Source organism: Acinetobacter sp. neg1 (genome assembly GCF_000788125.1).
In the GTDB taxonomy this organism is placed as follows: Bacteria; Pseudomonadota; Gammaproteobacteria; order Pseudomonadales; family Moraxellaceae; genus Acinetobacter; species Acinetobacter vivianii.
Genome location: NZ_JSZD01000012.1, coordinates 59,081 through 75,269, shown reverse-complemented (window position 1 = coordinate 75,269; position 16,189 = coordinate 59,081). Strand labels below are relative to the sequence as shown.

The window sequence follows — 16,189 nt, the reverse complement described above, 5'->3', positions numbered from 1 at the left end:
AAAAATCAAAATCTGCTTTAGATAAAAACTGGCTAATCTTATTTTCTCATCGCTGTATCATCTCCGTTCAAGATTTGATTAAAAAGACAGCTAAAATGCAATTTTCGATTCTTGTCAGTATGTTTATCTTTTCGTTAAGCATGTCCATTTCACCTGGGCCAATTAATATTACAATTCTTTCAACCAGCTTAATTCACGGTTTTAAGAAAACGCTCCCCTTTATCTCAGGCGCAACGCTCGGCTTTACCTTACTATTAATAATTTTAGGCTTTGGTTTTAGTCAAACGATTAGTCATTATCCTATTTTTTTCAAAATACTAGAATGTACAGGTGCTTTATTTATTTTTTATATTGGTCAGAAAATTATGTTTTCTAAACCAGAGATTGAAGTTGTAAAAAATATCTCTGTTGCCAGTTTTACAGATGGATTTCTATTACAGTGGCTCAACCCTAAAGCATGGATTGCATGTCTTTCAGGTATATCTTTATTTTCCTCACCAATCAGTTATTTCCCCCTCATTCTATTTATTCTTATTTATTTCGTTATTTGCTATATTTCTTTAATTTTGTGGGGAATTTCTGGCCACAAATTATCAAAAATATTCACTAACACCTCCAATATCAAAACTTTAAATTTTTTAATGGGTGGATCTCTCATCCTTTTTGCAATTTATATGTTACTTAAGATATTTTGGATTAAATGATTCATATATTTTTTCAATTAAAGCATGGGCAATTCCATTCATCGGGATATTGGCGGGCCAAACCGCATAGACACTTAAAGGTTCAAGCTTCCACGCTGGTAAAACTTGTACAACTTTCTGTTGGTCAATGTCTGACTGAGTCAAGTAATCAGGTGGTGCAGCCAATCCTGCATTCAATTTTACCAATTGATAGGAAGCCTCAACATTATTTACGTAAATATTGGGCTGATATGAAATTTCTATTTCTTCTTGAGTATCTACATTCCTTAAAACTCTATTATTTTTTCTCATGCTCAACCCTATCCACTTCATATTCATCAAGTCTTTAGGATGATTAATACTTGGATATCGTTTTAAAAAATCAGGGCTTGCAACAATACTGCGAGCTAAAGAAAATAGATATTTCGCTTTAAATGAGCTATCTGGTAATTCACCAATTCGAAAAGCAATATCAACATTATCAGCAATAAGATCTGTCCGGCTATCATCGCAAGTAATATGTAAAGTAAGATCTTTATATTGATCACAGAATACCGTGATACATTGCATAAACTCTCCATGAATAAAGACTGCAGGGATCGAGATATGAAGCTGTGTTTTTTTAATAATAGAGCGTTGCTTAAAATCTAAAATTCCTGATTCATATGTTACTAACATGGCCTGAGCCGTATCTAGAAGCTTCTGACCATCATGTGTTAAGGTCATTTTCCTTGTATTTCTATAAAATAAAGCACACTCTAAATTTTTTTCTAGTTTTGTTAGATGTAAACTCACAGTCGCAACAGATAATCCTAAGGCTTTAGCGCCTTTAGAAATTGATCCAAACTCAGCAATTTTCGCAAAAATAATTAAATATCTTATATCTTCAATCATATTTATCTACGGAGAATAATTTTTCGAGATTAAAATATAATCATACACGTATAGGATTTCAAAAAGACTTTTTTCTCACTATCACAAACCCAGCGATAAGTGCACAAACAGCTAAAACAAGACCTAAGTTCTGAACAAAACCTGCTATAGCCAACATCACACCCAGTAATAAATAGTAGGTCAATCCCAATATCGCGCCAGCTGTTCCTGCATATTGCCGATAATCAGTTAATGCAGTACTAAGTACATTTGGAATAACAATACTATAAGCAATCACAATCCCCATCATCGGGGCTAAAAACCAGATAGAGTCCTGTAAAATAAAGACTAACATACTAGATAATAAGGCGAGCAGACACGTATATCGAATTAACCCTTCAATCTTCCAGCCATTCATTAACATCCTGCGATTGAGAAAACTCCCCACTAAAGAAGAAATAGCCAACACTCCTCCTGTCCAGCCAAATTCACGTGCGCCCCAACCCAATCGCTCAAACAGAAATGGAGCAAGACTGTAATAGCTAAAAATCATTGTGTTGAACAATGAAATTAACACAGCACTTTTCCAGATTCCTAAATCCTTTAACATAACGGAACCCAGTTTAAATAGCGCTGGCCTCGCCATTGTTTGTGGACGAGTTTCGGGTAGCACTACCACTGTAAGTATAAATAAGCATATAGCTAAGATTGCCAATCCAATAAAAACACCAATATGTCCATAAAAAGAAACGATCCAGCCACCACTCATTAAACCAAAGACCGGACTGATAGCGAGTGCAGCTCCCAACACAGAAAATACACGTGCCAAAGCATTTGACTCATAGCTATCGCGTAAGATCGTTTGCACTACAACTGATCCAGCAGCAGCACCTAAGGCTGCAACCATACGAGCCAGCAATAGGATATTAAAATCAGTTGTAAATATTGCCAGCACTGCACCGCATGCATAACAGACTAATCCCAAAAGCATTGCTGGGCGGCGGCCGATCCAATCGCTTAACCAGCCCCATAATGCGACACCGATGGCAAAAGCAAAGAAATATACGGAAAGCGTTTGAGAGCTTTGTTCATGACTCACATGAAATGACGAGGCAATACTCGGTAAAGCAGGGCTATAAATCGTTTCTACCAGTTGTGGAAACATGATTAATAAAATTAATAACCATAACGGTGGCTGTTTCTTAATTTGCACAATTTTTTGTTTACTGACTGAGTTCCGCCTATTGTTGTGAAAATGAATTGGTCTGATTACAATAATTCAGACTCAAAATATAAAAAAACGGACAAGATGGCGAAAATCAGCCCTACAACTAGCTTTAATGCCGATCATTTTTATCTTCCTGTGGTGGGCATCGCTGCTGATATGCCTGTACATGACTCGGGCCAGCACAGTCATAGGCGACATCAACTCCTGTTTTCTGCAGCAGGCTGTATTACGATCGAAATGGAGACAAAGGTTTATTTACTTCCTCCCGGGCGGGCAGCATGGATACCAGCAGGTGTGTTACATCGTGCAATAATGCGCGGGGTGATTGCCTATCGCTCTTTATACTTCTCAATGGATTTACCCCTGAAACAAATTCCACTACAGATTTTTGCGGTTAATCCACTTTTGTTTGAAGTAATTGAACGAATGGCATTTTGGCCTTGGGATATGTCTGCGGAATCTCAAACCAGTCTTTTGACCGTATTTATGGAAGAATTAAATACGGCACCAAAAGAAAACTGGGGATTATTATTTCCGCAAGATCGTCGCTTATCGGTCTGGATAGAGCGTATTCGTCAAGGTGAATTGCCTTTACGGTTAAATATATTTGCGCAACAAGCTGGTGCTTGTGAACGCACCATTAGCCGAATATTTATAAAAGAAACAGGGATGAATTATCAAGACTGGCGTCAGCAATGGCGAATATTGAAAGCCATCGAAAGGTTAGCTGAAAATGAAAGTATCAGTGAGATTGCTCAAGCGCTAGAATTTAGCAGTGACAGTGCATTTATCGCTTTTTTCCGTCAACATACGGGCGTGACACCCACCTGCTATACCTCATAACAAAGTCACAAACTGAATGATCCAACAAATAAAAAAGCCCTTTAAATTTTAAAGGGCTTTTTTATAATTTTATCGATTAAACGGAATGACCTAAACGCTCACCCATCACCACTGTCGAATTGGCTTTAAACTGCTCTTCCCATACCATTTTATCTTTTTCAAATAAAACCACAGCGGTTGAGCCAAGATAGAAGCGACCTAATTCCGCGCCTTTATCCAATTGCATTTGATGATGTTGCAATTCAACACGACCCGTCGGTTTGACCTTACCCGTTGCGACTGTTTCAATACCAGCAACAATCATTGCACCCACCAGAACCACCGCCATACGACCAAGTTCGGTATCAAATAAGCAGACCATACGCTCATTACGCGCAAACAAGCCCGGTACATTCTCAGCAGTCACTTGATTGACCGAGAATAATTCACCTGGGATATATAAAGTTTCGGTCAATGTGCCCGCCAAAGGCATATGCACACGGTGATAATCTTTAGGTGACAAATAAACCGTAGCGAATTGCCCTTCATGGAAAGGCTTCGCCAACTGCGGATCACCAATCAATTTTTCCACTGAAAAACTTTGACCTTTGGCCTGAAAAATATCACCCGCTTCAATTTTACCAAGCTGTGAAATTGCACCATCCGCAGGACAAACAATACTATCCGCTTGTTCATCAATACCGCGTATACCTTCTTTGAGTGCACGGGTAAAAAATTCATTAAAAGATTTATAGTGTTGCGCATTGCTTTGTTCAGCAATACTCATATCAATCCCGTATTTTGCTTTAAACGCCTGAATAACAGCAGTTTTTACCAAGAGATTTTCACTTGCGGCAACCTTGCCAATCACACGGCTGAGTTGATGTTGCGGCACAAGATTTTGTGCTTTGATAAATAATTGTTTTTTTAAATCTGCTGCAAAGCTCACAACGGTGACTCTCCTGAAATAATAGGACTATCGAGGCGATTGCCCCATTCACTCCACGCACCATCATAGGCTTTAACTTGCCAGTTCAGCAATCTTGCCAGAATATACGCCAAGCCCGAACGATGGTGAGACTGACAGTACACCACCACAGGTTGTTGTAAATTAAAGCCTAATTGTTCTAAACGTTGTTGTGTGCGTTCAAGCGGGTGTAATTTTAGATGATTTTCACGATTAAGGGCAGTACTCCACTCAAAATGTAACGCATTTGGGATGTGACCGCCGCGTCGCGCAGCTAAACGTAGACCTGTATATTCATCATTACTGCGGCAGTCCCACAGTTGAATATTCTGTTCTTCGACTTGCTTCAACAATTCCTGATATTCAACCCGATATTGCTGAACGGTGTCTAAATCAATTTGCAACAGATCCGCAACAGGTTTCACTGAATCGACTTCAGCCGTCGTCGGCAATCCAGCGCCCAACCAGCCATGAATCCCCCCATTAATCAGACTGGTATGATGAAAACCCAGACAATGTAAATTCCAGATTAATCGTCCAGCCCAAGCACCACCTTCATCGTCATACACCACCACGTGATGTTGCGGTGAAATATTTAGCTTCTCAATTAAAGCCTGTAATCCTTCTAAATCAGGTAACACGCCATTGGCTTGTTCTTGTTGTGCAACCAGATATTTCGGTTGTAAATGAATCGCATGGGGAATATGCAGTTGTTCATAAACCGATGCCCGGCTTAAATCGACAATACGAATTCGCTCATGTCCTAAATAGGATACGAGTTGTTCAGGTTCAATCAGTAAATCAAGTTTAAAATCTACATCAGTCATTGTTATGCTGTTTTGTCATCCGCCTTATGCGTAATTTTAGCATAGCCGACTTTTTATCTTTGTCTGATTTTTTGCATTCATTTAGCAGAAAAGGAGATATAGCATAAAGCTAAACTAGGATGAGTCAAAAATTAAGAATTTGCTGATCATCGCGGAAGTTAGGCTATATTACTTTACTGTGAAAAAATTTAATGGTGCTAAGGCGGCATGGATGCCGCCCGTTGAACTGCGGCATCAAGGATGTGCCGTCAGTTCAACAAATGCCTTTGGTTACTTTGGGCAAAACCAAAGTAACTCACCGAAGGTCTATCCTGAAAATTGATGATAATTAGGTTAGACACCGCAATGCCTCTACTCAACGTCCTCAATCTCAAACACCTGACGCAAATACGCCAAGAACGTATCATTATCAGTCATCGTTTTTCCTGGGCTATCCGAAATCTTCGCCACCGACTGACGATTACACTCCACCAGCTTCAACACAATATTCAAAGGCTTTTGCCCCATATCATTGGTCAAATTGGTGCCGATACCAAAGCTCACCTGAAAACGGTCTTTAAAATATTGATGCAATAACCATGCTTTTTCCAGATTCAGCCCATCACTAAAGGTCAACATCTTGGTTTTGGTATCAATCTTGAGTTTACGATAATGCTCAGCCGCCTTATCTCCCCACTCATACGGGTCACCACTGTCATGACGTAAACCATCAAACAGCTTGGCAAAATACAAATCAAAATCGCGTAAGAATGCATCCATGCCGACCACATCAGTCAAGGCAATCCCGAGGTCACCCCGATATTCTTGTACCCAAGCTTCTAAAGCCGCTTTTTGGAAATTACGCAAACGTACATCAAGGGCCTGAAAAGCTTGCAGGAATTCATGTGCCATGGTTCCAATCGGGCTAATCCCCAACTGTTTCGCCAACAGCACATTACTGGTTCCACGAAATACCTTTGGTGCCGCAGTATGAAATGCTTGCACTACATGTTTTTGCCATTCAAAGCTATAGCGACGGCGTGTTCCAAAGTCAGACACTAAAAATGGAGGTTCATTCTCTTGTTGTTCTTGTGCGTAATGTTGTAGTTGCACCAGTTTTTGCTGTAAACGACGTTCGCCTTCTGCCAGAACCTCATCACTACGAATACGGCGGAAATACAGTTCATTGACAATCGCCAGGACAAAGATCTCAAACATCATGGCCTGAACCATTGGCCCTTCAATACGAATATCAAGACGACCCGCCTCATCAATACTGGCCTGAATAAAGCGACGTTTTAACTGGAAGAGTTCCAGATAATCAACAAAATCACTTTTAATAAAGCGTAACGAGCGCAGATATTGAAGCTCATCTTCAGCAAAGCGCAATTCACATAGCCAGTCGAGCTGCTGATTCAAGTCATCCAGAATTTCAACGAGTGGATAAACCGTATCTTCGAGATTTCGACAACGGAATAGATACACACTATGCGTTTGTGGAAACTGATGTAACACCACCTGCAACATGGTGAATTTATATAAGTCGGTATCAAGTAAAGATTGAATAATTGGTGTAGACATGACTGACTAGGATCTATTCTCGTTCAAGCATTAAAGCACACTTTTGCACAGAAATGAGTCTGTCGATTGCAATGGATGATTTTTCACGAAAATAAACCATTGGCAGCTTTTTAAATTCAATGTGTTAGCTAAACCAGATACTATTTTTCTTGTAACGGCTGGATTTCTTTTAAACGTTGTTGCTGACCAAATTGTAACGCAAATTGTTCTGCCGTGAGTTGACCTGTTTTGGCAGCATTGACATCACAATCCACCTGACGCAACTGCTTGGCAATACTCCACTCGGCTTTCACGATTGCGCCCATCAGTGCGGTATGCCCTCGTTTGTCTCGGAGACAACGATTGGCACCTTGTTGCAGCAACAGTTTGACGGCATCTTTCTGACCGTAATAACTTGCCATCATTAAAGCGCTATAGCCAGATTTATCCTGAATATCAATCGGAAAACCATGCTTTAAAAACTCTTGCAGGACTTCAATATTTCCCACTTTAGCCGCAGAGAAAAACAGCTCAATGACTTCTGCTGAACCATTGTCCTGTGAAGATGGCACTGCGGCATAGACCGAAGTCCCCACACTGCTACAAAGCAGACAAGCCGCAAACAAGATCGAACGTAAATGAATCATGAGCATTCCTCAAAAATCTGAACAAGGAGTGCCTGTAACACTCGCCCTAGGTGCAGGAAAGGCTATTGAGGTTACAGGACTTTCTGGGGGTAACATTCAGGCACCTGTTACCACATCAACAAAGCCTTTATTCGTCTTTCAACTGAGCTGCTTTACTCTGTACATTTTTAAGATTTACGCCCACAGCTTTGGCCAAACGCGTTCCATAATCGGCATCGGCCTTATAGAAGTAAGAGACCATAATGCTTTTGGTTTCTACATCTTTAACTTGGCCTAAATCAGCCGCAAGGTTACGAATCAGGTCATTCTTTTCCAAGGCTGAATAACTGCGATATAAATCACCAGCCTGTTTAAATGGCTGTTGTTTCTGAATCGCCTGTTGCATGACGGAACCTTGCAACGGCGTTGCAACTGCACGCGCAATCTCAGTTGATGGCTTCGGCTCAATCGTACTTGGTTCATAATTCACATGGGATTCAGTTTGTCCCATATTCATGAAGCCTTCCTGATTATTGTTGTTCACAGCCACACGCGGACGATTCACTGGAATTTGCTGGTGATTGGCGCCCAAACGATACAACTGTGTATCTGAATAAGAGAAAATACGACCTTGTAATAAACGGTCTTCCGATGGCTCAATACCCGGAATTAAATTGCCAGGCGCAAATGCTGACTGTTCTGTTTCCTGGAAGAAATTCTTCGGCATACGATTCAGCGTCAAGGTCCCGACTTTCATTTCAGGGACTAGCTCATTCGGCCAGATTTTGGTTGCATCTAATGGATTGAAATCAAATTTATCCAAATCTTTTGGATCAAGCACCTGAATGTATAAGTCCCATTTCGGATAGTTTCCTGCATAGACATTTTTATACATATCATTGGTCAAGTGGTTCCAGTCACGGCCCTGTACTTCTCGTACCTGATCCAGATTCAGCCCTTTTACCCCTTGCTTAGAACGCCAGTTAAATTTGACGTACTTATACTCACCCTTGTCGTTGTATAACTTGAATGCATGCACGCCAAAGCCATCCAGCGTACGGTAGCTTTCAGGTGTGCCCAAGTTTGAATAGACATAGGTCAACATATTGATCGACCACGGCTGGCTTTTTAAGAAATCAAAAATGCGGTTAGGATCCTGAACATTGGTCACAGGATCAGGCTTCATCGCATGTACAAAGTCAGGAAACTTGATCGCATCTCGGATAAAGAATACAGGCAAGTTATTCCCGACGAGATCCCAGTTCCCTTGCTGGGTATAAAACTTCACAGCAAAGCCATGTGGATCACGTGCAGTTTCTGGTGAACCTTTCGGATGAATCACCGTAGAAAAACGAACAAATACAGGTGTGGTCGTACCTGCTTTAAACATAGAAGCGACAGTTAAATCAGACAAATCTTTTGTTGCGACAAAATCACCGTATACGCCTGTACCACGTGCGTGTACCACACGCTCAGGAATACGCTCACGGCCAAAACGCTGTAATTTTTGAATGAGCTGCACATCTTGCAACAAGGTTGCACCATTTGCGCCAGCTGTGGTTGAGTTCTGGTTGTCACCGACAGGCGCACCATTGTCTTTTGTTAAAGGAGCTGCATACGCGGTGCCTAACGTTGCTGCCATTATTGTGAATAAAAACGTTCGTTTAAACATACTGTTAAATCCAAAATCAAATACCTTTCCTGCACGGGGACTATACAAAGATTTTAACAATAGATAAAAAAGATAATTTTAATAAAACAAATCGAAAAATAAGATCAAGCATTCGAAGGCTCTATTTTGCACTCCGCTGTAGGGTCACTAAATCTGCTAGACTGCGCAACTGACTGAACATTTAATCTTTAATTCTTATGCGCGCACTAATTCAACGCGTCCTCGAAGCGAAAGTGGTGGTTGAGGGCGAAACTACAGGTGAGATTCAACACGGCTTACTGGTATTTTTAGGTCTGGGTAAAGAAGATACTTTAGAGAAAGGCCAGAAGCTGATTGATAAAATTCTGAAATACCGAATTTTTGATGATGAACAAGGCAAAATGGGCTGGAATGTCAGCCAAGCAAATGGCGGGATTTTATTGGTCTCTCAATTTACCTTGATGGCACAAACGCAAAAAGGCTTACGCCCAGACTTTGGTCCAGCGATGCCACCAGCCGAAGCCAAAGCACTTTATGAACAGCTAGTGGAATATGCCCGCCAACAATTCAATAATGTGCAAACAGGAATTTTTGCAGCAGATATGAAAGTTCATTTAATTAATGATGGGCCAGTGACCTTTAATCTGGACGTTGAATAATTCGAGCACATAAAAAAACTCCCGATTTGGGAGTTTTTTTATGACATTTTTATTTGCCTGTTTTTTCTTTAATAAATGCACGTGCCTGACGGATTTTTTCTTTTACTGGTTTTGGTACTTTAGGTGGAATCAGTTTTGCAGCTTGGTTAAACCACACCAATAAGCTAAAGTCCCCTTCCATTTTAATGCTGCCGTCCTGCATCCCTGTCATAAATGCAGTTGGGTCGCCTTTCAGTAAGGTTTTTACGCCTTGCTCACTTGAAGCAAATTGCAAAATAAAATCAGCTTGTTCCGGGTTACCTGCCACTGTATCAATTTTGCCACGGTTCACAATAATTTGACGCGCAAAACCTAAATCCGTACCAATCTGAATACGGAACTCACGGTCATGAACCAATTCAATAAACTTCGGGCTAGTGCGTGCCAATTGCTTCATACGTAACGCCAAACCTGCCACTAATAGATCAAGTGGATCAGTGCTTACATCAACGATAGGTAACTTAACCACAGGTAAAGAAGAAAGCTTCATGACATTTATGCCTACAGTATTATGATGAAAATTAAGACAACTGTATCCTAGCACAATTGTAGAAAAGTCGGAAAAAGCTTTGTTGCAGAAAGTTAGTGCAAAAAAGGCATGCTGAGCATGCCTTTGATGTTGTTAAAATTATTATAATTTATCTGCTAGAACATTGTTGCTGATCATCCTTATAAACAGGTGTATGTTCAATATACTGACGATTTGCCAGTTGTTTTTGTGCTTGTTTATCTTCACGTAACAAAATAAATGTAACCGTAATCATCGCGAAGCTCAATGCGGTGAGATAGCTATAGGCGACTGACATCTCGAATATGGTTTGCGCACCAAAGCGTACCACTTCTAACAGTCCCCAGCAGAGCATACCTGCCAACATAAAACCTAACCAACGACGATAAGGAGAAAAGAAAACAGCAATAATTGCGACAGCGATTAAGCCAAATCCAACCAACATGGTGAAATTCGCTGCTTCCATAGAAACCTCCGTCTTAAAAAGGATGGTCTGCAATTGTGTCCAGACCTCTATATTGTTCTGTAATCTCAAACAGTACTTGGTGTTGCATTAACGTCTTTATGCATTATGGAGTGTTTTTTTTAGAAAAAAAGAGCCTGAAATTAACCTTACGACATAAGCTGTCGCAATATGCTTTTGTAATTACATTTTTTAAAATTACAAAAGTCCCGAATCTCCATATAGCATCAATTGCGGCGTGTCATTACAAAAAACTATCGATGTTTTAGACCTTAAAAAAACTTTTTTCAGAAATTTTTTATCGTTGTTTTTCTATACATTTAGACATAAATATGACGGAATCGTGACGACTTAAAAATGAATAAAGCCGCTTCAAAAGCGGCCTTATTTGAACCCCAAAATCGCTGTGTTAAGCGCGATTCAGGTCTTTATCATGCATACCTAACAAGTACAAAACACCATCTAAACCCACACTGGAAATTGCTTGATTGGCATTTTGGCGAACCAAAGGCTTGGCACGGAATGCGACACCGAGCCCCGCAATCGAGAGCATTGGCAAATCGTTAGCACCATCTCCAACGGCCATCGCCTGTTCTAAGGAAATCCCCATTTTCTCAGCCAATTGACGTAGTAGCTCAGCTTTACGTGCACCATCGACAATCGCACCTTTCACTTCACCTGTCACGATGCCATTTTCAACATCGAGAATATTGGCATGCACCTCATCAATTCCCAGTTTTGCTTGCAGATATTCAGCAAAGTACTGGAAACCACCTGATAGAATTGCGGTCTTATAACCTAGCGCTTTCAGTGTTGAAATCAGACGCTCTGCCCCTTCTGTCACGGTCAAACGTTCTGCAATTTTAGGTAAAACTGACGCATCCAGACCTTTTAATAAAGCGACACGGGCACGGAAACTTTGCTGGAAATCCAGCTCCCCAAGCATGGCGCGCTCTGTAATTTCAGCCACCTGTTCACCAACTCCAGCTTCTAAGGCCAACTCATCAATTACTTCTTGCTCGATGAGGGTTGAATCCATATCGAAACACACCAGACGGCGATTGCGGCGATACGCATTGTCTTCTTGTACAGCGACATCAATATTCAACTCACCTGACAAGCTCAGGCAGGCTGCACGCATGGCTTGTGCATCTAACATCTGCCCACTCAATCCAAATTGGACACAGGCCCGACGCGGGAAAGGACTCTCAGTATCCAGCTCTAAACGGCCAGATAAGCGCGTGACGGTTTCGATATTAAAACCCTGACTCGACACAATTTTTGTGACCGCTTGCAAATGCGCAGCCGTGAGTTCTGGGGCAAGTGCCGTCACGATATAGCGTGTTCGGCCACCTTCACTCACCCATTGATCATATTCTGCGTTGGAGATTGGTTTAAATCGCACTGTTAGGCCAATATCATGTGCTAAAATCAGAATCTCTTTCATTGCCAATGCAGTAGCAGTCTCATTATCTGATGCAACAACGATCCCTAGGGTGAGTTGATTGTGGATAACGGCCTGACCTACATCAAGTATTTGCAAAGAATGTACGGATAGTACCTGCATTAATCGAGTAAACTGATTCGGTTGATCTGGTCCTAGAAAGGATATAAGAATGATTTCTCGCATGAATTGACTCGTGGTTGAGCGACAACTATTGTATGTAAGAATCATAACATAACCGAACCTAAATCTATTTGCCTTGGAAGTTTAACTTGAATGCGCCTCGCCAAGGGCTATTTGCTAGCCTACTGATCGTAAGTTTTGCATTGCATACCTTTTTATTGGTGATTGCAACGACACATCAACTCAATGAAAACCGCGCCAGCCAAGGTCAACTGATGACAAGTCAGTTAGTGGCAGATACGCTTTCCGAGCTGGAACCTGCCAACACCGTTTCATTGGCTCTGGTGGCGAATCGTTATGCCACCAATCCAAGTGTTGCTTCGATTCGTATCCTGGATGCCAATAAGCAAGTCCTTGCCACCAGTGGTATGTCGAAAACTCGCCAAGGTGAAGTGTTTGTTCGTGATGCATTGCAAAATGAGAAGAAAGTTGGAACGGTTGAAATTACCCTCATCCAGCCAAGTATCGGTGAAATCTTACGTACCCAATGGTTAGCGATTTTAGTCTCGTTATTTATTCACGCCTTGATCTGGCTGGCTTATCGTGCCATTGCCCGTCCAACGCGCAGTGAATACCTAGCTCGTATTAACCAAGAAAATCATCTTAAGCATGAAATTCAACGTTTAACTCAGGCATTGGCGCTCGAAAAACAAAATACGGTGACACTGGTTGCTCAGGCTCAACAACAGGCCAAAGCGCAAAGCAAGGTGCGCGTCGAGAAGCGTCCAACAGAAGCAGTTCAACTGGATGATCAGGCATTGGCTTTGAACATTCAGTTCTATGATCCGAAGCAACTTCTAAATAGTGTCAATCAGTCTGTTTCGGTGCCATATTTTAAACTTTGCCAGCTATTCTTGGATAAAAGTATCGACCTCTGTGCCAAGCATTATGAAATTGATGCCGCTAAAATTCATGTCACCCAAGAATTTGATAGCGAAGGTGCAACTTTGACCACTAACACGGAACAGCCACAAGCGCTAGAATGCCTGATGATGGTCGGTGCCGTGTTCCAGCTGTTGTCTGATGTATTGTATAAACGTTACCGTGAAGATAAACGTTTTGCCTTGCAAACGCGTGGTGCGGTTGCTGGTGCGGTAGATGCCATGCAACTGGATGCGGTTGAAGCAGCGAAACGCTTGACTCAACATCTACATGCCAAAGAAGCGGCTTTATACCTCAATCATGATCAGCTTAAAACCATCCAAAATAATTATGAACTGGTGGCGATGCCGAATCCAAGCAACATCATGACTCGCCATGCGTTCATGATTAATGGCATGAATGAAGCCTGTGCAACTGTGGCACAGACACTGCGTACTGAAATCTTGATGGGCAAAAAAGCCAAAGCCGCCACTGAATCCTGATTCAAGTGCTACATCTTAAAATAAGGCTTTGTTTCACGACAAAGCCTTATTTTTTTCCTGCTCAAACGCCTAAGAAAATGAGCCTAGAAAGTTCACAACAGCAGCTCCAGATCAGGCCAATATCTGCTTTTGCAGATGACATATTTGAATTGATCAAGAAGCACAGGCGAAATTTTTTAAAATGCGGTAAACTATGCCAGATTTATCGAATACTAGAGCCTTAAAAGGCAACATCAAAGGTGAAAGCGAATGCCGCTGAGTCGTGTTGAAGAGCTTGTCGCAGATATTCGTGCAGGCAAAATGGTCATCCTGATGGATGATGAAGATCGTGAGAATGAAGGTGACTTAGTCATCGCTGCAACGCATGTTCGCCCTGAAGATATTAACTTCATGATTACCCATGCACGTGGTTTGGTCTGCCTGACTTTAAGCCGTGAACGTTGTAAGCAACTCAACCTGCCATTAATGGTTGATCAGAACGGCGCACAGCACGCGACCAACTTCACGCTTTCAATTGAAGCAGCAGAAGGCATTAGCACAGGTATTTCAGCAGCTGAACGTGCACATACCATTCGTACTGCGGTTGCTGCACATGCCAAGCCAAGCGATATCGTACAGCCAGGGCATATTTTCCCATTGATGGCACAACCAGGTGGTGTACTACACCGTGCGGGTCATACCGAAGCTGGTTGTGATTTAACCCGTTTGGCTGGCCTTGAACCTGCATCAGTGATCTGTGAAATCATCAATGATGACGGTACTATGGCGCGTCGCCCTGATCTGGAAGTCTTTGCAGAAAAGCATGGCTTAAAAATTGGGACCATTGCGGATCTGATTCATTACCGCATGACCAACGAGCAAACCGTTGAACGTTTGTCTCAAGAGACCATTGAAACTGAATATGGTACTTTTGAGCTGTATAAATACCGTGAAATTGGTAACCCTGATATTCACGTTGCCTTGGTCAAAGGTGAACCGAAACAGGGTGTTACGACAGTTCGTGTACATGGTTTCAGTCCAATTCGTGACTTGTTAAAGCTGAATAAAGCAGACGGTTCACCCGCATGGAATCTTGATCTTGCAATGAAAACCATTGCTGCAAGTGATCGTGGTGTACTGGTCTGGATTGGTCAGAATCATTTAGAAGATTTAGGCCCAGCTTTAAATAGTTTGAATCAGCCAAAACCGCTGAAATCAAATGCCGCGCTTTCTCACCAATATCAGACCATTGGTGTCGGTGCACAGATTTTACGTGACTTGGGTGTTGAGAAAATGAAGTTGTTGAGTTCTCCACTTCGTTTCAATGCCCTGTCAGGATTTAATTTAGAGGTGGTGGAATACATCACTGCCGATCAAATCACAGCAAAATAATCGAGGTTGCTATGGCAATTCGCCGTATTGAAGGTTTATTACATCTCGCAAGCGAAGGTCGTTATGCGATCTTAGTGGGTCGTTTCAACAGCTTCGTGGTTGAACATTTACTTGAAGGCGCAATCGACACTTTAAAACGTCATGGCGTTTCAGAAGATGCGATTACGGTTATTCATGCGCCAGGTGCATGGGAACTGCCAATCGTTGCGAAAAAATTAGCGGCTTCAAATAAATTTGATGCCATCATTGCATTAGGTGCAGTGATTCGTGGTAGCACACCACATTTTGATTTTGTTGCAGGCGAATGTGCAAAAGGTTTAGGTGTGGTTGCACTTGAAAGCACAATGCCAGTGATCAATGGTGTCTTGACGACAGACAGCATTGAACAAGCAATTGAACGTTCTGGTACGAAAGCAGGAAACAAAGGTAGCGAAGCTGCATTGACTGCAATCGAAATGGTTAACTTATTAAAGGCAATTTAAAGCATGTCGCAAACACTTCAGGCCGCTTATGCAGCGAAACGCAAAGCACGTCGTTTTGCTGTACAAGGGATTTATGAATGGCAAATGAGTCATAACCCTGTACATGAAATTGAAGCACGTACGCGTGTTGAAAATGCGATGCACAAAGTTGACCTTAACTATTACCATGAATTGCTCACTCAAGTGGTTGCTCAACATGAAGCCTTAGATGAGTTACTCATCCCGGTACTTGACCGTGAGCTAAATGCCCTTGATGGTGTAGAGCTTGCAACTTTGCGTTTAGGCGCTTATGAACTACGAGATCACCTCGAAGTTCCGTATCGTGTTGTACTTGATGAAGCAATTGAGTTAGCGAAACACTTTGGTGGTGCAGACAGCCATAAATACATCAATGGTGTATTAGACCGTCTTTCATCAAAACTTCGTGAAGCTGAAAAACAACAAGCAAAATAATAGGCTT

The 16,189-nt window shown here is 41.7% G+C and carries 17 protein-coding genes; 7 read left to right on the top strand and 10 right to left on the bottom strand.

The genetic code is table 11. The features are described from left to right. Positions 1 to 95: 95 nt before the first annotated feature. Positions 96 to 704 carry a LysE family translocator gene (locus PJ15_RS08805; RefSeq protein WP_047429936.1) on the top strand — a complete coding sequence of 203 codons (609 nt, stop codon included), beginning with the start codon at positions 96 to 98 and terminating at the stop codon, positions 702 to 704. On the opposite strand, the gene PJ15_RS08800 is transcribed toward PJ15_RS08805, so the two are convergent. Continuing rightward, the gene (locus PJ15_RS08800; RefSeq protein WP_047429933.1) at positions 678 to 1,577 is read right to left on the bottom strand and encodes a LysR family transcriptional regulator; all 900 of its coding nucleotides are present in this window, start codon (positions 1,575 to 1,577) and stop codon (positions 678 to 680) included. The genes PJ15_RS08805 and PJ15_RS08800 overlap by 27 nt on opposite strands. Before the next feature lie 58 nt (positions 1,578 to 1,635). Then, positions 1,636 to 2,769 carry a multidrug effflux MFS transporter gene (locus PJ15_RS08795; protein WP_047429930.1) on the bottom strand — a complete coding sequence of 378 codons (1,134 nt, stop codon included), beginning with the start codon at positions 2,767 to 2,769 and terminating at the stop codon, positions 1,636 to 1,638. A gap of 96 nt (positions 2,770 to 2,865) precedes the next feature. Between PJ15_RS08795 and PJ15_RS08790 the strand changes: the two genes are divergently transcribed. Further along, a complete protein-coding gene (locus tag PJ15_RS08790) occupies positions 2,866 to 3,627 on the top strand; it encodes an AraC family transcriptional regulator (protein WP_047430219.1) in 762 nt (253 codons plus the stop codon). A 76-nt stretch (positions 3,628 to 3,703) separates the two neighbouring features. On the opposite strand, the gene asd is transcribed toward PJ15_RS08790, so the two are convergent. From asd to PJ15_RS08765, 5 genes are all read right to left on the bottom strand, one after another. Continuing rightward, positions 3,704 to 4,555, bottom strand: a complete 852-nt coding sequence (gene asd, locus PJ15_RS08785) for an archaetidylserine decarboxylase (RefSeq protein WP_047429925.1) — start codon at positions 4,553 to 4,555, stop codon at positions 3,704 to 3,706. Next, positions 4,552 to 5,400: a sulfurtransferase gene (locus PJ15_RS08780; RefSeq protein WP_047429922.1), complete on the bottom strand. Its 849-nt coding sequence runs from the start codon at positions 5,398 to 5,400 to the stop codon at positions 4,552 to 4,554. The genes asd and PJ15_RS08780 overlap by 4 nt, the downstream gene beginning before the upstream one ends. Before the next feature lie 351 nt (positions 5,401 to 5,751). Continuing rightward, a complete protein-coding gene (gene pncB, locus PJ15_RS08775; protein ID WP_047429918.1) occupies positions 5,752 to 6,960 on the bottom strand; it encodes a nicotinate phosphoribosyltransferase in 1,209 nt (402 codons plus the stop codon). Between the two features lie 140 nt (positions 6,961 to 7,100). Then, entirely contained in the window at positions 7,101 to 7,586 is a 486-nt protein-coding gene (locus PJ15_RS08770) for an ankyrin repeat domain-containing protein (protein ID WP_047429916.1), read from the bottom strand. A gap of 127 nt (positions 7,587 to 7,713) precedes the next feature. Beyond that, a complete protein-coding gene (locus PJ15_RS08765; RefSeq protein ID WP_047429914.1) occupies positions 7,714 to 9,237 on the bottom strand; it encodes a catalase in 1,524 nt (507 codons plus the stop codon). Positions 9,238 to 9,434: 197 nt separating this feature from the next. Between PJ15_RS08765 and dtd the strand changes: the two genes are divergently transcribed. After that, positions 9,435 to 9,875, top strand: a complete 441-nt coding sequence (gene dtd / locus PJ15_RS08760) for a D-aminoacyl-tRNA deacylase (protein ID WP_047429911.1) — start codon at positions 9,435 to 9,437, stop codon at positions 9,873 to 9,875. Between the two features lie 49 nt (positions 9,876 to 9,924). Here the strand turns inward: dtd and PJ15_RS08755 are convergent, their stop codons facing one another. From PJ15_RS08755 to serB, 3 genes are all read right to left on the bottom strand, one after another. Continuing rightward, on the bottom strand, positions 9,925 to 10,404 hold the full coding sequence (locus PJ15_RS08755; RefSeq protein ID WP_004776350.1) for a hypothetical protein: 480 nt from the start codon (positions 10,402 to 10,404) through the stop codon (positions 9,925 to 9,927). 148 nt (positions 10,405 to 10,552) lie between these two features. Next, a complete protein-coding gene (aciT, locus tag PJ15_RS08750) occupies positions 10,553 to 10,888 on the bottom strand; it encodes a ciprofloxacin tolerance protein AciT (protein ID WP_004776351.1) in 336 nt (111 codons plus the stop codon). Between the two features lie 406 nt (positions 10,889 to 11,294). Further along, entirely contained in the window at positions 11,295 to 12,515 is a 1,221-nt protein-coding gene (gene serB, locus PJ15_RS08745; protein WP_047429908.1) for a phosphoserine phosphatase SerB, read from the bottom strand. Positions 12,516 to 12,583: 68 nt separating this feature from the next. Here serB and PJ15_RS08740 point away from each other — a divergent pair, with 68 nt between their 5' ends. The 4 genes from PJ15_RS08740 (at position 12,584) to nusB (ending at position 16,182) form a co-directional block, all read left to right on the top strand. Beyond that, complete coding sequence (locus PJ15_RS08740; protein ID WP_171248583.1) at positions 12,584 to 13,876, top strand: hypothetical protein; 1,293 nt, start codon at positions 12,584 to 12,586, stop codon at positions 13,874 to 13,876. Between the two features lie 249 nt (positions 13,877 to 14,125). Then, positions 14,126 to 15,247 carry a bifunctional 3,4-dihydroxy-2-butanone-4-phosphate synthase/GTP cyclohydrolase II gene (ribBA, locus tag PJ15_RS08735; protein WP_004776357.1) on the top strand — a complete coding sequence of 374 codons (1,122 nt, stop codon included), beginning with the start codon at positions 14,126 to 14,128 and terminating at the stop codon, positions 15,245 to 15,247. An 11-nt stretch (positions 15,248 to 15,258) separates the two neighbouring features. Beyond that, positions 15,259 to 15,729, top strand: coding sequence for a 6,7-dimethyl-8-ribityllumazine synthase (gene ribE / locus PJ15_RS08730; RefSeq protein WP_004659764.1), 471 nt, complete (start codon positions 15,259 to 15,261; stop codon positions 15,727 to 15,729). A 3-nt stretch (positions 15,730 to 15,732) separates the two neighbouring features. After that, complete coding sequence (nusB, locus tag PJ15_RS08725) at positions 15,733 to 16,182, top strand: transcription antitermination factor NusB (protein ID WP_004657014.1); 450 nt, start codon at positions 15,733 to 15,735, stop codon at positions 16,180 to 16,182. Positions 16,183 to 16,189 lie beyond the last annotated feature (7 nt).

Coding starts and splice junctions, on each gene's coding strand:
- PJ15_RS08805 (WP_047429936.1), top strand. CDS start 96: ATGCAATTTTCGATTCTTGTCAGTATGTTTATCTTTTCGTTAAGCATG.
- PJ15_RS08790 (WP_047430219.1), top strand. CDS start 2,866: ATGGCGAAAATCAGCCCTACAACTAGCTTTAATGCCGATCATTTTTAT.
- PJ15_RS08780 (WP_047429922.1), bottom strand. CDS start 5,400: ATGACTGATGTAGATTTTAAACTTGATTTACTGATTGAACCTGAACAA.
- nusB (WP_004657014.1), top strand. CDS start 15,733: ATGTCGCAAACACTTCAGGCCGCTTATGCAGCGAAACGCAAAGCACGT.
- PJ15_RS08800 (WP_047429933.1), bottom strand. CDS start 1,577: ATGATTGAAGATATAAGATATTTAATTATTTTTGCGAAAATTGCTGAG.
- PJ15_RS08755 (WP_004776350.1), bottom strand. CDS start 10,404: ATGAAGCTTTCTTCTTTACCTGTGGTTAAGTTACCTATCGTTGATGTA.
- PJ15_RS08765 (WP_047429914.1), bottom strand. CDS start 9,237: ATGTTTAAACGAACGTTTTTATTCACAATAATGGCAGCAACGTTAGGC.
- pncB (WP_047429918.1), bottom strand. CDS start 6,960: ATGTCTACACCAATTATTCAATCTTTACTTGATACCGACTTATATAAA.
- dtd (WP_047429911.1), top strand. CDS start 9,435: ATGCGCGCACTAATTCAACGCGTCCTCGAAGCGAAAGTGGTGGTTGAG.
- serB (WP_047429908.1), bottom strand. CDS start 12,515: ATGCGAGAAATCATTCTTATATCCTTTCTAGGACCAGATCAACCGAAT.
- ribE (WP_004659764.1), top strand. CDS start 15,259: ATGGCAATTCGCCGTATTGAAGGTTTATTACATCTCGCAAGCGAAGGT.
- aciT (WP_004776351.1), bottom strand. CDS start 10,888: ATGGAAGCAGCGAATTTCACCATGTTGGTTGGATTTGGCTTAATCGCT.
- ribBA (WP_004776357.1), top strand. CDS start 14,126: ATGCCGCTGAGTCGTGTTGAAGAGCTTGTCGCAGATATTCGTGCAGGC.
- PJ15_RS08770 (WP_047429916.1), bottom strand. CDS start 7,586: ATGATTCATTTACGTTCGATCTTGTTTGCGGCTTGTCTGCTTTGTAGC.